Source organism: Agrobacterium sp. rho-13.3 (genome assembly GCF_033957765.2).
Taxonomy (GTDB): domain Bacteria; phylum Pseudomonadota; class Alphaproteobacteria; order Rhizobiales; family Rhizobiaceae; genus Agrobacterium.
Genome location: NZ_CP192774.1, coordinates 212865 through 229765, shown reverse-complemented (window position 1 = coordinate 229765; position 16901 = coordinate 212865). Strand labels below are relative to the sequence as shown.

The following is a 16901-nucleotide window of genomic DNA, read 5'->3' as shown; positions in this document are numbered from 1 at the left end:
ATCAGTTCGCGGCCTCCATCAGCGTCTTCAACAGATCGTCTATGGTCGACATCAGTTTAGCGGCTGCCTTGTAGGATTGCTCGATGTCCAGCATCTGGATCAGTTCCTCGTCCAGATTCACTCCGGTCGAGTTGGAATAAGCTTCTTTTGATTTCGTCAGCATCGCAGACGTGCTTTCTGCCGCAGTCGTTGCATTGCTGCGATATTCTTCCACCCAGCCGGCAGAATCCGTCGCGAAGCTCAGCAGGTTCACATTGGTGGAAATCCCTGCCTTGGGATCGAAATCCACCTGCGTGTTCAAAGCCGTGGTGTATTTGTAGAGCAGGTCGGAATACCCACTGGAACCGTCAACATTTGGGCTATCGCCAGCGATGTTGCCATCGCGCAGTTTGATCGGGCTTGCGAGAGCATCGGGCGATACCGTAATCAGACCTGCCAATCCGGGAACGATTTCAGCCGTACCGAAATCGACAACCGAACCGTCTTTCGTCGTAAACAGGCCAGCGATAGCGTCACCGCCAGCGTCCGTTTCCGAGAAGGCTGAAATTACGGAGCGCGCAATCTCATCCAACTGCGACTGATAGGTTGGATAAACCTGGTCACGCAGCTGCAAAAGTGCTGGCAGAGTGCCCTTGGAGGTGGTGTTGCTCCCCTCGCCGGTTTTTACCGCAACGCCATCAATATAGATGCTGCCACCAACCGTATTGGCATCATAAGCGGCCAGCGAATCAAAAGTGATTTTTCTCGGCGTCGTCTCAAAAAGCGTTGTACCGTCGCTGGTGTAGATCGCCATATCATTGTTTGAGCGCGTGGAGGTCGATACACCGACGATCGCTGAAATCTGCTTGAGGAGACCTTCGCGCTGATCCAGCGCATTGTTCGGATCGCCGCCAGCCGCAGTTGCCGAGGTGACAGCACTATTGGCCTTTTCGAAATCAACCAAAAGCTGATTCAGTTTTGCGACCGTCGTTGCAATGTCGCTATCGGTGTCCGTTCTCAATTGCTGAAGGGACTGGGTCGATGTGTTTAGGGCATTCGCGACATCGCTGGACGCGCTGATGACTGCGGAAGCCAACGTGACATCACTTGGAGACGCCGCATAGGTTTGCAAGGCTTCCTGTAGCGTAGCGAGATAGGTGGAAGGCGCCGCCGTGTAGTCTTGACCACCGAGTACGACACTCAGCGAATTCAAACCGTCGAGGAACTTCTGCTTGCCTGCGTCGTCGGACGTTGCGGCCAATGTCTGCTTCAACAGCGCCGTATTTTCGGTGCGCTCAATCTTGACCGTTGTTGCCCCGGAATAGATATTCGTGGCTGTGATCGCGGTCCGGCGATTATAATCCGTAGAACTGGCATTCGAGATATTGTTCGAAACAACGCCACTCTGAAGCGCAGTATTGCTCAGAGTAGCCTTTGTCGTATTAAGCGCTGAACCAAGCGACATTCATTCGTTCCCTTGAGCGGTTAACGTACCAGATTGATCAGGACGTCCATCAGATCGGAACCTGTCTGGAAAACCTTGGAATTTGCGGTGTAGCTGCGTTGCGCCTGAATCATTTCGGTCAGTTCGGTCGCGATATCCACATTCGAAGACTCGAGCTGGCTTGAGGCAATCGAACCGAAACCATTCGAACCAGCAAAACCGAGTGTGACAACACCGGAATCATTGCTTGTCTGGAACACATTTCCTGAAAGCACAGTCAGATTGTCGGGGCTGGCAACATCGGCCAGCGGAATCTGGAAGAGTGGACGCGCGGCTGATTTTGCGTAAGTCGCATAAACCGTACCATCAGCGCTCACCTGGATCGACTGCACAGCCTCTGCCGCGTTACCGTTCACGCCACCTTCGGAAATGGTCGACTTCGTCGCGGCGAGCTGCGTCATGCTGGAAAGATCGATAGAAACGCCGTTGACATCAATCGAGGTCAAATCTGCATCGCCATCAATACTTTCAAGTTTGCCTGTACCGTCAAAATTGAGCGTCGACGTTGTGACCGGACCGTCGGTGTAAGGAAAATCTGAAGGCGGAGTTGCATTCGCCGCATCATAAACAGAAACTTCCCACTCACCGTCATCGGTCTTCGAGAAGAAGAAATCGTACTTGATGGAATTGCCGAGGGCGTCGTATGCCGTCACCGATGTCTTGAGCGTGTTCTCTTGGTTGACATTGGTGCTCGTCGTATTCTCGCTAGGCAAGTCTGCCGGATCCACGGCTGTAACGGAAGCGCTCAGATTGCCCTTCAAAATGCCGCTCGTGGAGGCTGTCGCGCTCAGATCGTTCGAAGACACATTGACCGGGACAAGACCATCGTAGCTGTTGATAACAGTCGTCGGTGTCGTGCCTGAATACTGATATCCAAGCAGCGTGAAGCCTGCATCGTTGACGAGGAAGCCGTTCTGATCCGTCGTAAACGAACCGGCGCGCGTCAGGAATATGTTGCCGGCGGTGTCCTGCACCACGAAGAAGCCATCGCCCTGGATCGCGAGGTCGGTCGACGATTGCGTCGACTGGAGCGCGCCCTGCTGTGAGATGGAGTAATTGACATTCGTGATAACGCCGCCGGAATTGTAGTTACCACCGTTGGAAGACAAGACCAGCGACGAAAACGAAGTGGATGCGCTCTTGTAACCCGTGGTGCTGGCGTTCGCGATGTTGTCGCCAACGGTTCCCAAGCGGTTCGCCTGCCCATTCATGCCAGATACGGCCGTCTTCATCGTTCCAAAAAGGCTCATTTCGAATCCTCTGTTCCTGTCTGTAGCAAAGTTAGAATGTGGGCCTTGCGTGAGGCTGTCTGTTTTTCTCTCTGCTTGAAAAAATCAGTCAAAAAGAAAGTCTTGAAGGGAACCATTCGGCGCACTGCGCGTATTTATCGCCATAGGCCAATTGGCGGCCAGGCATTGATCGGAAACGCTTAAACGAGAAACGCCGCAGGTGATTGAGACCCGCGGCGCTGACTGTGGAGATGGGCATGTGCTGTTCGAAAGTCGCATCAGACTTTCGCGTTAGCTTTGGGCCCAATCGATGCAATAACCGAGAAAGCGCTTCGAATCGATGGGATCGAAACCGAGCTTCTTCCGCAGCTTTTTACGCAATTTGCTGATGTGGCTTTCAACGACGTTCTCTTCGACTTCTTCGTCGAAGATGCCGTAAATCGCGTTGAAGATTTGCGCCTTGGAAACACGGCGACCACGGTTTGCGATTAAGTATTCGAGAATTCGGCGCTCACGGCGCGGCAAAGGAAATACCTCGCCACAGACTTCCGGATCGCGACCGTCGGAAAACACGCGGATTGGTCCAGCGTCGGTGAAATTCGTGATGACCGATAACCGCCGACGAATTGCCGCAGCACGGGCAAGGATTTCCCTTGGATGAACTGGTTTGCGGACGACATCGTCCACACCGCAGTCAAATAGCGCAAGCGTTGCGTCAAGCGAATGATGATCGCTCACTGCAATGACAGGCGCCTGTGACCGGTCCCGAATGGTGCGCGGCAACTCGTGAGTTGTGTCCGCCTGACCAATCAGAAAAGCCTCGATAGCCGCAATATCAGAATCCGCCGCCGTATTAACCCATTCCCCAAATTCCGCTGGATCAAATCCTGTGGAGGGAATGCCTTCTCGCCCAAAAAGGGCTGTATATCCGTCTTTAACGAGCTTCCGCTCATCAACTACCACGATCATTCGTCCGCCTCCGAATCAGTGTAGCTTCTCTATGTCCTAGGGTGTACGAATCGCGGGAATCTCTCACAACTACGGAAACAAATAGGTAATAATTAATAATTGATTAACCATATTGTTCCGATTTGATCTACATATAGTAGGTGAATTTCAAAATAGGGATATTTTTTTCGGGGGAAAAGCGTATATCAGCTAACATTGCTATTGATTGATTAATTTTGACTGAATCTCGCCGCATTTGTTTGAAGCCATCAGAATGGCTTTTAATCACAACCAAAGATTGCTAATTGAGGCAAAACTTCTTTGCGTTGACAGTCCACTGACCGTACCCGGTCGCGATGAGATTGCTGATGACCCGGCACACATATTGCTGTTGCGCGGGGTCATTGTTGGGTCCGGCGTGGTATCTTGCTACCGCCATCGTCCATGTCTCATGACGGTCGTGGAGCTTTTTCAGAAACTGCGCGGCGTAGGCAACGTTCTTTGCCGGGTCGAACATTTCAGCAACGGAACCGAATTCGGCACCGTGGAAATAGACATTGATCTGCATGCAGCCGATGTCGATCAGCTTGGCGCCACCACGTCGTGCGTCCTCTACCAATTGATAGGCTTCCGGCATGCTTTCCGGGAAATGAGCCTTGCCTTCGATATTGATCGCGTAAGGACTGAGAGAGCCTTTGCGTCCCGTTTCCGTTAGCCCAACTGAATAAAGAATGCCTTCCGGTATGCCATACCGACCCGCCGCCGCCTGTATCTGTCGTTCACAATCCACTCGCGATGCGGAAGGAGAGGCCTCACAGGTAAACGTGGTCAGGACGAGCGCTGGAAGAACCACGAGCAGGTGTCGCAGGCTGAATAGTGCTGTCATAGCTGATCGCTTCCTCGCTTACGCCAGCGCCAACCTGCCGACTGAACTGCCCTTGAGATTTATCGTCATTACCGCGCTGGCTACCCTGTTGAGCGCTCTGCTGGCCCAAATCAGCGGCCTGACGGTTGCCGGGGTTGCTGTCCTGACGCTCTGCGTCGCTCGCAATATTCACCGTCACCTGCTCGACATTGAACCCTTGCGCTTTCAAGGCATCCAGAATGCTGGAGCTATCTTTTTGAAGCTCGCTATAAGCCTTGAGCGTGTGTGCGGTCAGGTGAACGCTCAGCTCGTCACCGACCAGTTTAAGCGCTGCGGTCACATGCCCCAGATCAACCGGGCTCATTTGCAGCTTCAATGTGTGAACGACCTGACCGGTGCTTGCAATCATAGGCGAACCGGCCGTCTGACCGCTCATGCTGCTTGCCCAATCTGGATCGGTCGTCATCGCTGTCGTTAGGGCCGCAGCATTGGATGTGGCTGCAAGTCCAATATAACGCCTGCTGTCAACGACCTGCACGACATCTGTAACATTGCCGGAAGCCGTCGCCACATCGACTTTCACCGTACCATCTTCATTGGCGTCGATATGAAGGTCTATCGCTGGCGCGTCCTGCTTTTGTAATCTTACAATGGAGGCGGAGCTCGCGGTGCCATCGCCAGCTGTCGGTTCGCCACCAAGCGCGTTTGCGGATACTCCGCCCAACGCATTCGCGGTTTGCCCCGTCGACGGTGCGTTCTGCGCAGCGACCATTGGGTTGGTAGGCGCCACAGGAGGCGCAAGAAGCGACAATAGGTCGACATCCTCACTGCCCGTCTCTGGTGGCGCATCATCACCCGCGCTGTCTTCAGCGGTATTTTCAAGGCCATCCGCTTCGGTCGGTGCCGTCGCGGTTCCGGTCTTGCTCAAAGCAGTTACCAGTGCGGCCAGATCGGTCAATGCATCAGTAATCGGATTTGCGTTTGCCTCATCGGCATCGGGAACCAGCCCAACCTTCTTGACATCGACCTCGGGAGCCTTCGCGCCTAGTCCATCATTGATGCCAGCCAACAAGCCTGCCAGATCAAAGGCTGCGGGCGCGGGGGCGTCCGGAGTTTCTGGCGCGACGACCGTTGCTACAGTTGGTGCATCTGTAACATTTTGGCTATTCGCATCCGTCGATGCAGCATTGCTCGCTGCGGGCGTTTGCGTTTGTCCCTGCCCCTGCCCCTGCCGCGCAGGCGGAGCGTTTGTTGCGCTAGCCGATGAGGTTTGCTTGGAAGAGCCAGCCTTGCCCAAAGACCCCAAAGTGTCGGAGAAGCCAGACCCTTCGCGTTTTGATGAACTGTCTTTGTTGTCCTGCCGGTTTGCAAGACTGATGGCGTCAGAGTTACCAGACACAAGAGGTTTTACCAGGTTCATTTTTATCTCTCCTCCTGATCCAGCAACGAGTCGATCTCGTTCAACCGCGCTCGGCTTTTGCCAAAGAATTCCATGAGCGGTGCTTCAGCCACCGCTTGCGCCGCCGGGTTTTGCCGCTGTGCGGCCTGAACGACCGCCTGCGGCGCTGTTGTGCTCCCTTGGGCTACAACGCTCGTATTCTGGCCTTGTCCAGAGCTTTCGCCCGTGGGCTGGCGCACAATTTGTTCGGCAATCGACCTTGCCGCATCACGCAAAGCAAGGTCGCGTGAAGACAGTTCATCGTTCGGTATGCTCGCCAGTGCTTCGCTTGCAGTGTGTACTGCATCGCTGGAAACGCTTGCCAATCCCGAATAGAGTTTTGACAGGGCAACGCGCGAAACATCACCGGTTTCGGAAGACAGGGTCGTTGCCTCTTCCGTCGCAAACCGCGCAAGTTCCACCTGTCCCCGCAATGACGCCTGACGGGCAATGCGCAGATAGATTTCCTCTGCGCGTTCCGGGTCCATCAACCGTGCGATTTCCTCGATATTTTCTTTGGTGATGGCCCCAAAGCCATCCACCACGAAGCTGACGAAAAGATCGGCAAATTGAGACGCATAGGGTGAGTGCAGAAACCTCACGGCGTATTTCCGGACATAGAGAAGTGTTTTTTCATGGTCCTTGGCCTGGATCATGGCCACGATAGAGCGTCGCAAGGCAGCTTCTTCAATGATCGTGCCTGGTGCAGTCAAACGTGCGTCGTCGAAGAATGCCAACGAAGCGGCTGGATCTCTGCTGATGGCGATATTACCGGCAATCAACATCAGATAGGGGCCGAGAACGCCTGTGCGATATTCCGGGAGAATATCGGTGATGATCTTCTCGACCTGAACACCGCGTCCGTTGAAGTATTTCTGGAGAATATTGATGACGCGGGAATCAAAATGGCCCTGCACATCGCGCGCAACGAGATAGTCGAGCGTTTGCGGATTGCCACCGCTCATGATGTAAGCGAGTGCGGCATCCGCATTGCGCGAATCTTCAAAAATCGAAGCATCTGACGTTCTTAGAGAGCTATCTATCGTCTCAAGAAGATATTTTTGCATTTCTCGCGCAGAATGGTCGCCCATGACGACGGAATCCTGGACAAACTGAAGAGATCGCAAAATCTTTGCGGGCGGCAAATCGCTCTGGGCATACCCATAGCTGGCGCTGGCCAGCCAAGGAATGCCTAGAAACAAGACAGCAATGCGGGTCGCTCTCATCATCCGCTGCCTCAACTATCCTCTAGCAAGATTTCGATACGGCGGTTTGCACCGTTGAGTGGATCGTCCGTGCTCTGCAAACGTCTGTCCGCAAAGCCGGACAGCTGTTTGATCCGCGTCTGGTCGAGACCGCCGCGCGACAGCATAAAGAAGGCCGCGTGGGCACGATCCATCGACAGCGTCCAGTTGTCTTTTCCACCACTGCTGTATGGTCGGGCGTCGGTATGGCCGCGGATCACGATCGCGCCCTTCTGCTTGCTCAAGACCTCACCGATCTTTTCCATGACCAGAACGAGATTTTTCTGCGGCACTGCCGAACCCACGTCGAACATGGCCGTATTTGCCTTTTCGGAAATGGTAATCAGCGTGCCACCCTCGGCGGGCGTAATGACGATACCTTCCGCCAGCTTTCCGGCAACACCGGACACCTGCTGCGAAATTTCGTCCCGCAATTCTTCCGCCGTCTTTTCCTCTTTCGCTGCCGTAGCTGCATCGGTTTTGGCCGCTACAGCCTGACCCTGCGCGGGTGCTTGTTCGTCTGCGCTGTCGCTGACGTCCTGCACAGGCTTTTGCGATCGAGGATTGGGCGTCGGTATAGGTGGCGAAGGGTCGCTATCACTTATAACGCTTGCAATATCCTGCTGAGCCTGAGCGTTCTGCTTTTTCTGCTCTTTCTCGGGCAAGGCCGTATTCTGGATCGACACTCCGCCCTGCTCTGGCCGAACATCAACCTGCTTGCTCCAGAAATCAGGGTCAAACGGATCACGATAGGCTTCACCGCCGGAGGCGCCCGTGGATGGGCCGGAATCGCTGGCACCGCCTTCGCCCTTGGCGCTGACATTGGCCTGCTGTCCCACTTCCTGCGCAATCTCGGCCAGAACCGCATAGGGGTTCTCGAAGAATGCCGCTTCCGAATAGGCCGTTTTATCACCGGCCGACGATGTCATGTCGTCGCCGCTCGCAGCAGCCGCTGCATCCTGCGGCTTCTCCGACTTGGTATCGGATGTTTGCTGGGTTTGTTCTCCCTTTGCGGTTTTGGCAGGCTGTTTTACGCCTCTATCCGCCGGCTTTTCATCGGTTAATTTGATCGGATTGAAATAGCTGGCAACGGAGGCTTTCGTCTCCTCGTTGGCGGCATTGACCAGCCACATCACAAGGAAGAAAGCCATCATCGCGGTCATGAAGTCCGCATAGGCGATTTTCCATGCACCACCGTGCGCACCGTCATGGTCACCCTTGTGACGCTTGACGATGATGATTTCATTTTTGCCGTGATGGTGATTTTCGCCTTCACTCATCTGCCAGCCCTCTTACAGTCTGAAAAAATTCCGACAGTCTCGTCATCAGGACTGAGTTATCCAATTGAACTTGAACATCAATATCAGCGTTAACGTCGTAATCGATATGGTTATCGACGGTTTGGAGATGTTCGCGAATTTTTGACAAAAGCAGTTCCGGCCCCATAATTTTGATCGTTCCGGCAAAACCGCCCTCGATTTCCCGAACAATCTGTGCGGCCACTTCAGTCGAAGCTTTGTCTGCGAATTCACGCTCCATGACCGTTGAGAACAGGCGAAAACACACGGTCTCGGCATGTTCGGTGATCGCCTTCTTCATCGAGGTGACCGAAGTGGCGAGATGCATAGCGATCTCTTCTTCGTACCGCGTCCGCATCGCCTCTAGCTCTTGTTGGTGAGAAGCGCGCAGCGCCTCCAGCTCAACCTCGTGAGTGTCCAGCGCTTGTCGTTTGCCTGCCTCTTCTCCCGCGGCAAACGCCTTACGCTTTTCCTCTTCAAGATCGATGGAGACTTCCGGTTCAGAAAGCCAATCATTTTCAAACGCCGCGACTGGAGTGTCCAGATCAAGAGAGGAGGACACATCGGGAGGTGTGATCTGGCTGAAATCCTTCAGATATTTGGTCAGCGCTCCGTTCATCGGCGCACCTTGCCCGACAGAGTCCACGAGATTTCTTTACCTGAGACAGTCATCACATAATCCGCAAGGCATTCAGACGGGATCGCCAGCGTGATCTCGCGCGCTCATAGAGAGCCACGAAACGTCGAGGGCGGTTTAGTGGCTCAGGGTAGAGAACCAAACTTGTGCGAGGATAACCCCGCAACACATCAAGCAAACAGATTTGCGAGACTTTTCCGGTGGCTGTTGGCCATAGAGACGACTTGGACCGCCAGGTCGCGCTGCGATTTGGCAGCAGCCAATCTGCTCGACTCTTCTTCCATATTGGCATCGACAAGACGGCTCACGCTCTTGTCCATCGAATCTTTCAGGGAATCGACGAATACGCTTTGTTGATCGATACGGTTTGACATGTTGCCGAGCGAAGCGCCCAATGCGTTCAATTTCTTGGACAATTGCCCAACAACATACACCATGTCATCCAGTTCCTCAGACGTCGTGGTGTCAGAAACAGCGATTTCCGTACCCGCAGCACCGGTTGATGATCCAGCGTTCAGAAGAAAATAGTCACGGGCGGACGAGCTGACATCCGGGTTGCGAGCGCTCGCATCGACATCGGCCGTCAAGAGGCCACGACTTGCATCATCGGTATCAACCAACGTCATTTGTGCCGTATCAACACTCAGATATTGCAACGTGATCGAACCGGATACGTCTTTTTGAAAGGCGTAAGGCACTGATTTCGTTTCGGCAAGTTGTGGAGAGGTGTTGTAAATCCAATTATCACCTGAAAAACTTGCCGCTTGCGAAACCGACTGCAAGTTGTTTTTCAAGGCGGTGATGGCCTGATTGATATTGCCCCTGTCGGCACCGGTTTCGTAAGCGGTGGTCAGTTGTGTCATGATCTGATCGACGACGTCTATGAGGGAATTTACCGCCTCATATGCTGTGTCAGCCTTGGATGCGCCCAGATCCAGCGCGTCACCGATGCTACTCAGAACACTTCCGTCAGATTTTAGGTTGGTCGCGGTCGACCAATAACCGGAGTTATCCGCTGCTGACGCGATTTTGAGGCCAGAGGTGACCCGCTCTTGTGTTTTTGACAGGGATTCATCGCTGAAGAGAAGCGTTTGAAGCGCGCTTTGCACGTAACCAGCGGAGATAATCTTTGTCATGGCACCAACATCAGAGCTGAGAAAATGGGACATGCCAGAGCTATCTGGCGAAAAACCGCACTCTCATCATGAAGAGGCACAAACGCGAACCGATGTCCGACGCGCGACTTATGGTTAACGAAATGCAAACCGGGTGACAAGCCAGATATACGATCAACCTATGGCGAAGCTTGTGTCGCGGGTTAAAACGTCCAAAAGGACGCAAAAACTCCACACCACATATAAAAACGAAAAGCCGCACTTCCGTTAGGAAGCGCGGCCATAGTGTTCGATGAACCAGACTTACTGCTGGAAGAGCGAGAGAATGTTCTGAGCGCTGGAGTTCGCAATCGACAGAGACTGGATCGCCAACTGCTGCTGTGTCTGCAAAGCGGACAGTTTGGCAGATTCCTCTTCCATATCCGCGTCCACCAGACGGCTCACACCGGATTCCATGGCGTCGGAAAGTTTCGCAGAATAAGCGTCCTGCAAATCAATACGGGTCTGGAGGGCGCCGATGGCCGCTGCGGAGTCCGTCAAGCCGCTCAGGGCAAGTTCAACGGTGTCCATGAAAACGTCGATTTCGCCCTGCGTCGAACCCGCAGTCAGGATCACATTCATCATGGATCCAAGAATACCGCCGGTCCCGACACCGTTTTCGATCGAGCCAAACATGGCATAGGAGGCGATGTTGAATTTTGCGGTCGTGACGCTCACACCGCCACTGCTGTTGCGGATAAAGCCGTCGACAACGCTCGCTTGGGTGGCATCACCCGTGACCATCCAGTTTTCACCGGAGAACGAGGCGCCCTGCGCAATAGCGGAAAGCTGTTCCTGAAGTTTGCCGATTTCAAGCTGGATTTGGTCTTTGTCAGTGGACTGTTCACTGGCGGTGACGAGTTTCGCCTTGATTTCGTTGACCGCGCTAATGGCGCTTTCCATTGCCGCATATGCAGTGTCAACCTTGGCAGCGCCCACACCCAGAGCATCCGAAGCGGCATTGAGCGCTTTGTTATCGGAATTCATCGTGGTGGAGATGGACCAGTACGCAACGTTGTCTTTAGCCTGACCAACTCTGAAACCAGAAGAAACTCGATCCTGTGTGCTGGAGAGATCCGTGTTGATCGAACGCAATGTCTGGAGTGCGGACATTGCAGAGGTGTTTGTCAAAATACTAGTCATCTTTAGGTCGCCCCTTTGGCAATTTTTTAAGAAGGGACATTCCGGTCAAGCCGGGAAACGCAGCAGGCAGCTTCATGCTTACCGATTTAAAATATTCGGTGCGCTGTTTCGATGGCCACAGATGACAGGTTTATGGTTAACAAAGTTTTAATCGTAGGAGTTTTTTTACTTAGATGAAGGGACTCTTAATGAGAATACACCGCCGTTAACAATCCTAAACCCTTGTATAATCTAATTATTACTCGCTTCGAAATATTAATATTTTTCATAAAAAAAGCCGCGCAAAGCGCGGCTTTTCTAACTCGTTTTTTGAAGCGATTAGCCTCTGAACAGAGTGAGGAGATTCTGCGAGCTGGAGTTGGCAATCGACAGAGACTGAACAGCGAGCTGCTGTTGTGTCTGAAGAGCCGAAAGTCGCGCAGATTCTTCTTCCATGTCGGCATCGACCAGGCGGCTGACGCCTGCTTCAATCGCGTCGCTGAGCTTGCTGGAATAATCATCCTGCAAGTCAATGCGGGTCGACAGAGCACCCAAAGCAGCCGCACCGTCCGTCAGGCCGTCCAAAGCTGTCTGAACGGTTGTGAGGAATGCGTCGATATCGCCCTGCGTAGACGCGCTGGTCAGAGCGATTGTCATGACCGCACCCAGAACACCACCGGTGCCAACACCGCTGGAAATCGCTGAGAACATCGCATAGCTGCCAGCGTCGAAGGTGGCCGAAGTTACCTTAACAGCGCCTGCAGAGTCACGGATGAAGCCATCGACAACTGTGGTTGCGGAAGCCGCATCAGCCTGAACAGTCCAGTTTTCACCGTTGAACGATGCAGCCTGGCTGATGGCAGAAAGCTGTTCCTGCAACTTCGTAACTTCGAGCTGAACTTGTTCCTTGTCGACAGACGTTTCGCTGGCGGTTGTCAGCTTTGCCTTGATTTCGTTGACGACGTCGATTGCGCTGTCCATAGCGGCATAAGCGGTGTCAACCTTCGCAGCACCAACGCCGAGCGCATCCGTCGCAGCATTCAAAGCCTTGTTGTCGGAATTCATCGTCGTGGAAATCGACCAATAGGCAACGTTATCGGAAGCCTTACCGACCTTCTCACCAGACGACACGCGGTCCTGCGTTGTGGACAGATTGCTGTTGATAGTGCGCAGAGTCTGCAGAGCGGACATAGCGGATGTATTGGTCAAGATGCTTGTCATAGTATTATTTGCCCCTTTGGCAAGTATATTTGAAGGGACATTCCGGATTTACCGGGAAACAACGATCAGCGTCATGCCTGCCGAATACTACATTACTGTTTCGGCCCGTCGTTTCGATAAACCGATCTAACATCATTAAGGTTAACGACTGGAAAACATTCGATAAATATTTAGTTAATTTTAAAAAAAAATTAGTAATACTCTGTTAATGAAAGTAAATAAAAAAAGGCCGAACCTTTCGGTCCGGCCTGATTTTTGGCAACGTTAGAAATCTTAACGGAACAGGCTGAGGATGCTCTGCGAGCTGGAGTTCGCAATCGACAGCGACTGGACTGCCAACTGTTGCTGTGTCTGGAGAGCGGAAAGCCTTGCGGATTCCTCTTCCATGTCCGCGTCAACCAGACGGCTCACGCCGGCGTCGATCGCGTCAGAAATCTTGCCAGCAAACTGGTCCTGAAGATCGATACGTGTGGACAAAGCACCGAGAGCTGCTGCGCCCTTGGTCAAATTGCCAAGTGCAGTTTCAACAGTCGTGAGGTAAGCGTCGATCGCGCCCTGCGTCGAAGCGCTGGACAACGCGATTGTCATAACCGCGCCGAGAACGCCGCCTGTGCCAACGCCGCTGGAGATTGCGGAGAACATCGCATATGTACCAGCTTCGAAGCTTGCTGTCGTAACCTTCACTGAACCGCTGGAGTCACGGATAAAGCCGTCGACAACTGTGGTTGTCGAACCAGATCCCTGAACAACCCAGTTCTCGCCGTTGAAGGAAGCGGCCTGACCGATGGCGGTCAGCTGTTCCTGAAGCTTGGAAACTTCAAGCTGAACCTGGTCCTTGTCGACGGATGTTTCGCTGGCGGTTGTCAGCTTTGCCTTGATTTCGTTGACGACATCAATCGCGCTGTCCATGGCGGCATACGCGGTGTCAACCTTCGCTGCGCCAATGCCGAGTGCGTCAGATGCTGCGCCAAGTGCCTTGTTGTCCGACTTCATCGTGGTCGAGATGGACCAGTATGCTACGTTATCGGAGGCTTTCTCGACCTTCAAACCTGTGGAAACACGGTTCTGCGTCGTCGTGAGGTTGCTGTTGATATCACGCAACGTCTGGAGTGCGGACGAAGCGCTGGAATTGTAGTTAATGCTAGACATTATTTGCCCCTTTAAACGCGGTACAACAGAGGGACATGCCGGATTTAAAGGACCGGCGCGAACGGTTCGGCATCATGCCACTCGGTTCCGTTTTCTTCAGGACACCAAACCCGTCACGTAAGGATGAAAATGCGCGCCAAGGATTTCCAATTTCTTAATTTTGGGGCCAGCGACCAAGCTGTCGATTTTATTGGTTAATACCTCGCAAACGACTGCTGCCGCCATTAACCCACTTCCGGAACCGCAGACCTGTTTCAAGCAAGCTTCAAAACGTATCGTCGAGCGAAATTCTATATCGACATGATCTGCGTCCGTGTTGAAACGCGCTTAACGGACGTAAGGGCAAGAGGATACATCGGGACAAATGTTGAACGAAATCAGCTATGCGGCCGCATCGAAGCACTTCAAAACCGGACAATACACGGAAGCATTGGCGACGCTGAACAGGTTGATCGACACCCAAAGCGATTCGCGCACCTACGTCCTGCTGGCCAAGACAATGTTGCGTATTGGGATGCCCGACCAGGCCGCGACGTCCTATGAGCTTGCTTCTCAGAAAGGTGGCGTGGATGCCGAAAGCTATCTGGTAGAGAGCATCAAGCTTCATTTCGAGAGCGGCAACAAAGACAAAGCGCTGTCGCTCTCCAACAAGCTGATCCACAGGTTCCACAAATACCCCGAGATCGCCTACATTGTCGGCTCGATCTTGCTGGACCGCGGTGAGCCACGAGTTGCCCGTGCACTTAAAAACATTCTTATGAAAAGCGATAGCATCGAGCACATGAAGCTCGGCGCCCGGATCGCTATCACCACCTGGGATCTTTTTGATCCAAGCGATATCGAAACCGCCCGCATCCTTCTCTCCAAATTGCCGCGTCAGCAGGCTGTGCGGTTGATGTATCTCGTGTTCAGTCGCGAACACAGCAAGTTCGACGCCATGGAGAAACACCAGCCGATCATTGATGCGGCTGTGGCGAACGGCGAAACCTCGTTCATATCTCTTGATGGCACGTTCTTTAATCTGCACTGGAGCGGTGACGAGCATATCAACCAGCTAGCCCGAAGCAACACGCCCGCCTTCTCCCCGGAAATGACCGCGAAAAGGCGCAAGTTACCGCATAAGTGGGGGCAGAAGATCCGTATCGGTTATCTTTCGTCCGACTTTTTCGACAAACATGCGACCATGAAGCTCATCCGTCGTGTGCTCGAATTGCATGATCGTGATCGCTTCGAAGTCACACTGTTTTGCCACTCGGATGTGGACCTTCTCAATTCGAATGAAGCCGACCGCAACCTTTGGGGCGATATCGTAACCATTCGCGAGATGGATAATGATGAAGCACTCGAAACAATCCGGGCGCGCGGCATCGACATCCTGGTCGACCTCAAAGGCCACACGGCGGGCAATCGTACGGCCATTCTCAACAAGGGTGCGGCACCCATTCAGGTCGCCTGGATCGGCTTTCCCGGATCGACGGTCAATGTCGATCTGGACTACGTCATCGGCGACCACTACGTGCTGCCCGAAAGTTCAAAGCCACATTATTACGAGAAATTTGTCCGCCTGCCGGAAACATATCAACCGAACGATCCGGTGAACCGCCCGCTTGCCAAACAGATCAGCAGGTCTGATGTCGGGCTTCCAGAAGATGCATTTGTGTTCGCCTCCTTCAACGCGAACCGCAAGATTACGCCCCGGACCATGGACCTCTGGTGCGAGATTTTGAAAAAGGCGCCAGACAGCGTCATCTGGGTTTTGCACAACAGCAAGACGAGCCGAGTGAACATCATGAACAAGTTCCTCGCGTCCGGGATACCCGCCAAGCGCATCTTCTTCATGGAAAAGCTGGAATTCGAGCTTCACCTTAACCGTATCACGGTCGCCGATCTTGGTCTGGATACATTCCCTGTCAACGGCCACACCACGACATCGGAACAGCTCTGGTCAGGCTTGCCCGTATTGACCACCAGAGGCACGAATTTTGCTTCGCGTGTTAGCGAAAGCTTGCTCAACGCCATTGGAACCCCGGAACTCGTCGCGGACGATGAAGAGGCATACGTCAACCAGGCTGTTACCTATGCGCGTGATCCGTCAACGCTCAAAGGCATTCGCGAACGCATCGATGCGAACCGGTTCACAATGCCGTTGTTCGACGCAGAGCGTTATTGCCGACACCTGGAGGCCGCTTATGAGATCATGACCGAGCGTGCAAAAGCAGGCGACGAGCCAGATCATTTTGATGTGCCTGCACTTCCGCCGCGCACCGGACCTTTTCACTCGGTATAAAAGCGACGACTCCTAGATGGCGTTATCAGGAAGGCAATCACCATGATTGCCTTCTTTTTTGTTGGCGCTATTGGAAGGACAGCGTTCGCGCCGTTGAGTGATGGTGTCGGCCTGAGCGTGGTCATCGTTTGATGAGCCACGTCGCATCGCGCGTTACAGTGCTCCGCAAGGCCGAAGCGCGACGACAGAGAACCCGATAACGTCCCAATCTAATTTGGGGCTAAAGAAATGATGTCCGGGAGAGCGGACGAGCCGTTACTCGGCGTAAATCTCGTTGGAAGACGTAACGATCTGCCATTTACCGGCAACATTGCTCATTGAAAGCAGCCGGCTTTCATCCGGCAGGATCGAGCCGATCTGAACCAGGAACATGCCTGACTTGTCTTCGATGAGGGCACGGCCGTTGGAAACGTGCAGCAACTTGAAGCGCGTACCACCGGGAAAAGGTTGGGACTTTCCATCTTCTTGATTGTTTTTGGCTTCGCCACTCGCGGGCATGGCGACCGTGGCCGTCGTCAGGGCATCGATACCGATGTCAGCAACGTCAGACCCGCCCTCTGATGTCGGGCCTTCGTCGATGTGAGGCACCACCGCTTCTACACCGCCGCCATCTTTTTGCGGCATGTTTCGCAGCGCTTCCCACCCTTCGCTTCTTATGCCGAATTTCTCCGGATTGAAGAAAACATACCAGGGCAAGGCAGCAGCGGCAGCGGCAACCACCATCAAACCACCCGTCAAGAACCTGTCGAATTCCCGTATCGAGCGTCTTGCCTTGGTCTGATCGTCTAACGCCTGATGTCTCATTTCGTTTTTTGACTTTAGCATA

15 protein-coding genes are annotated in these 16901 nt (G+C 53.4%); 1 reads left to right on the top strand and 14 read right to left on the bottom strand.

Annotated features, from left to right (window positions below):
* Nucleotide 1: 1 nt before the first annotated feature.
* The 13 genes from flgK to RMR16_RS00970 all read right to left on the bottom strand — a co-directional run bounded on the left by flgK (nt 2) and on the right by RMR16_RS00970 (nt 14013).
* Nucleotides 2–1444 carry a flagellar hook-associated protein FlgK gene (flgK, locus tag RMR16_RS01030; RefSeq protein ID WP_320200929.1) on the bottom strand — a complete coding sequence of 481 codons (1443 nt, stop codon included), beginning with the start codon at nt 1442–1444 and terminating at the stop codon, nt 2–4.
* A gap of 20 nt (nt 1445–1464) precedes the next feature.
* Nucleotides 1465–2733 (bottom strand): flagellar hook protein FlgE, encoded by a 1269-nt coding sequence (locus tag RMR16_RS01025; RefSeq protein ID WP_320200930.1) that lies wholly within the window; start codon nt 2731–2733, stop codon nt 1465–1467.
* A gap of 270 nt (nt 2734–3003) precedes the next feature.
* The gene (gene rem, locus RMR16_RS01020) at nt 3004–3681 is read right to left on the bottom strand and encodes a transcriptional activator Rem (RefSeq protein ID WP_320200931.1); all 678 of its coding nucleotides are present in this window, start codon (nt 3679–3681) and stop codon (nt 3004–3006) included.
* Nucleotides 3682–3961: 280 nt separating this feature from the next.
* On the bottom strand, nt 3962–4546 hold the full coding sequence (locus RMR16_RS01015) for a lytic transglycosylase domain-containing protein (RefSeq protein WP_320200932.1): 585 nt from the start codon (nt 4544–4546) through the stop codon (nt 3962–3964).
* Nucleotides 4473–5945 carry a flagellar hook-length control protein FliK gene (locus tag RMR16_RS01010; RefSeq protein WP_320200933.1) on the bottom strand — a complete coding sequence of 491 codons (1473 nt, stop codon included), beginning with the start codon at nt 5943–5945 and terminating at the stop codon, nt 4473–4475. The genes RMR16_RS01015 and RMR16_RS01010 overlap by 74 nt, the downstream gene beginning before the upstream one ends.
* A gap of 2 nt (nt 5946–5947) precedes the next feature.
* Nucleotides 5948–7189 carry a chemotaxis protein gene (locus RMR16_RS01005; protein WP_432354000.1) on the bottom strand — a complete coding sequence of 414 codons (1242 nt, stop codon included), beginning with the start codon at nt 7187–7189 and terminating at the stop codon, nt 5948–5950.
* 11 nt (nt 7190–7200) lie between these two features.
* Entirely contained in the window at nt 7201–8487 is a 1287-nt protein-coding gene (locus tag RMR16_RS01000; protein ID WP_320200935.1) for a MotB family protein, read from the bottom strand.
* Nucleotides 8480–9124, bottom strand: a complete 645-nt coding sequence (locus RMR16_RS00995; protein WP_320200936.1) for a hypothetical protein — start codon at nt 9122–9124, stop codon at nt 8480–8482. Before RMR16_RS00995 ends, RMR16_RS01000 begins: the two co-directional genes overlap by 8 nt.
* A 188-nt stretch (nt 9125–9312) precedes the next feature.
* Nucleotides 9313–10311 carry a flagellin gene (locus RMR16_RS00990; protein WP_320200937.1) on the bottom strand — a complete coding sequence of 333 codons (999 nt, stop codon included), beginning with the start codon at nt 10309–10311 and terminating at the stop codon, nt 9313–9315.
* Nucleotides 10312–10560: 249 nt separating this feature from the next.
* Complete coding sequence (locus RMR16_RS00985) at nt 10561–11439, bottom strand: flagellin (protein ID WP_320200938.1); 879 nt, start codon at nt 11437–11439, stop codon at nt 10561–10563.
* Between the two features lie 318 nt (nt 11440–11757).
* A complete protein-coding gene (locus RMR16_RS00980; protein ID WP_320200939.1) occupies nt 11758–12639 on the bottom strand; it encodes a flagellin in 882 nt (293 codons plus the stop codon).
* A 273-nt stretch (nt 12640–12912) separates the two neighbouring features.
* A complete protein-coding gene (locus tag RMR16_RS00975; RefSeq protein WP_320200940.1) occupies nt 12913–13788 on the bottom strand; it encodes a flagellin in 876 nt (291 codons plus the stop codon).
* A 96-nt stretch (nt 13789–13884) separates the two neighbouring features.
* Nucleotides 13885–14013, bottom strand: a complete 129-nt coding sequence (locus RMR16_RS00970) for a hypothetical protein (RefSeq protein ID WP_320200941.1) — start codon at nt 14011–14013, stop codon at nt 13885–13887.
* A 139-nt stretch (nt 14014–14152) separates the two neighbouring features.
* On the opposite strand from RMR16_RS00970, the gene RMR16_RS00965 reads away from it, so the two are divergent.
* Nucleotides 14153–16075, top strand: a complete 1923-nt coding sequence (locus tag RMR16_RS00965; RefSeq protein WP_320200942.1) for a glycosyl transferase — start codon at nt 14153–14155, stop codon at nt 16073–16075.
* A gap of 255 nt (nt 16076–16330) precedes the next feature.
* Here the strand turns inward: RMR16_RS00965 and RMR16_RS00960 are convergent, their stop codons facing one another.
* A complete protein-coding gene (locus RMR16_RS00960; RefSeq protein WP_320200943.1) occupies nt 16331–16900 on the bottom strand; it encodes a flagellar protein in 570 nt (189 codons plus the stop codon).
* Nucleotide 16901 lies beyond the last annotated feature (1 nt).

Coding starts and splice junctions, on each gene's coding strand:
- flgK (WP_320200929.1), bottom strand. CDS start 1,444: ATGTCGCTTGGTTCAGCGCTTAATACGACAAAGGCTACTCTGAGCAAT.
- RMR16_RS01025 (WP_320200930.1), bottom strand. CDS start 2,733: ATGAGCCTTTTTGGAACGATGAAGACGGCCGTATCTGGCATGAATGGG.
- rem (WP_320200931.1), bottom strand. CDS start 3,681: ATGATCGTGGTAGTTGATGAGCGGAAGCTCGTTAAAGACGGATATACA.
- RMR16_RS01015 (WP_320200932.1), bottom strand. CDS start 4,546: ATGACAGCACTATTCAGCCTGCGACACCTGCTCGTGGTTCTTCCAGCG.
- RMR16_RS01010 (WP_320200933.1), bottom strand. CDS start 5,945: ATGAACCTGGTAAAACCTCTTGTGTCTGGTAACTCTGACGCCATCAGT.
- RMR16_RS01005 (WP_432354000.1), bottom strand. CDS start 7,189: ATGAGAGCGACCCGCATTGCTGTCTTGTTTCTAGGCATTCCTTGGCTG.
- RMR16_RS01000 (WP_320200935.1), bottom strand. CDS start 8,487: ATGAGTGAAGGCGAAAATCACCATCACGGCAAAAATGAAATCATCATC.
- RMR16_RS00995 (WP_320200936.1), bottom strand. CDS start 9,124: ATGAACGGAGCGCTGACCAAATATCTGAAGGATTTCAGCCAGATCACA.
- RMR16_RS00990 (WP_320200937.1), bottom strand. CDS start 10,311: ATGTCCCATTTTCTCAGCTCTGATGTTGGTGCCATGACAAAGATTATC.
- RMR16_RS00985 (WP_320200938.1), bottom strand. CDS start 11,439: ATGACTAGTATTTTGACAAACACCTCTGCAATGTCCGCACTCCAGACA.
- RMR16_RS00980 (WP_320200939.1), bottom strand. CDS start 12,639: ATGACAAGCATCTTGACCAATACATCCGCTATGTCCGCTCTGCAGACT.
- RMR16_RS00975 (WP_320200940.1), bottom strand. CDS start 13,788: ATGTCTAGCATTAACTACAATTCCAGCGCTTCGTCCGCACTCCAGACG.
- RMR16_RS00970 (WP_320200941.1), bottom strand. CDS start 14,013: ATGGCGGCAGCAGTCGTTTGCGAGGTATTAACCAATAAAATCGACAGC.
- RMR16_RS00965 (WP_320200942.1), top strand. CDS start 14,153: ATGTTGAACGAAATCAGCTATGCGGCCGCATCGAAGCACTTCAAAACC.
- RMR16_RS00960 (WP_320200943.1), bottom strand. CDS start 16,900: ATGCTAAAGTCAAAAAACGAAATGAGACATCAGGCGTTAGACGATCAG.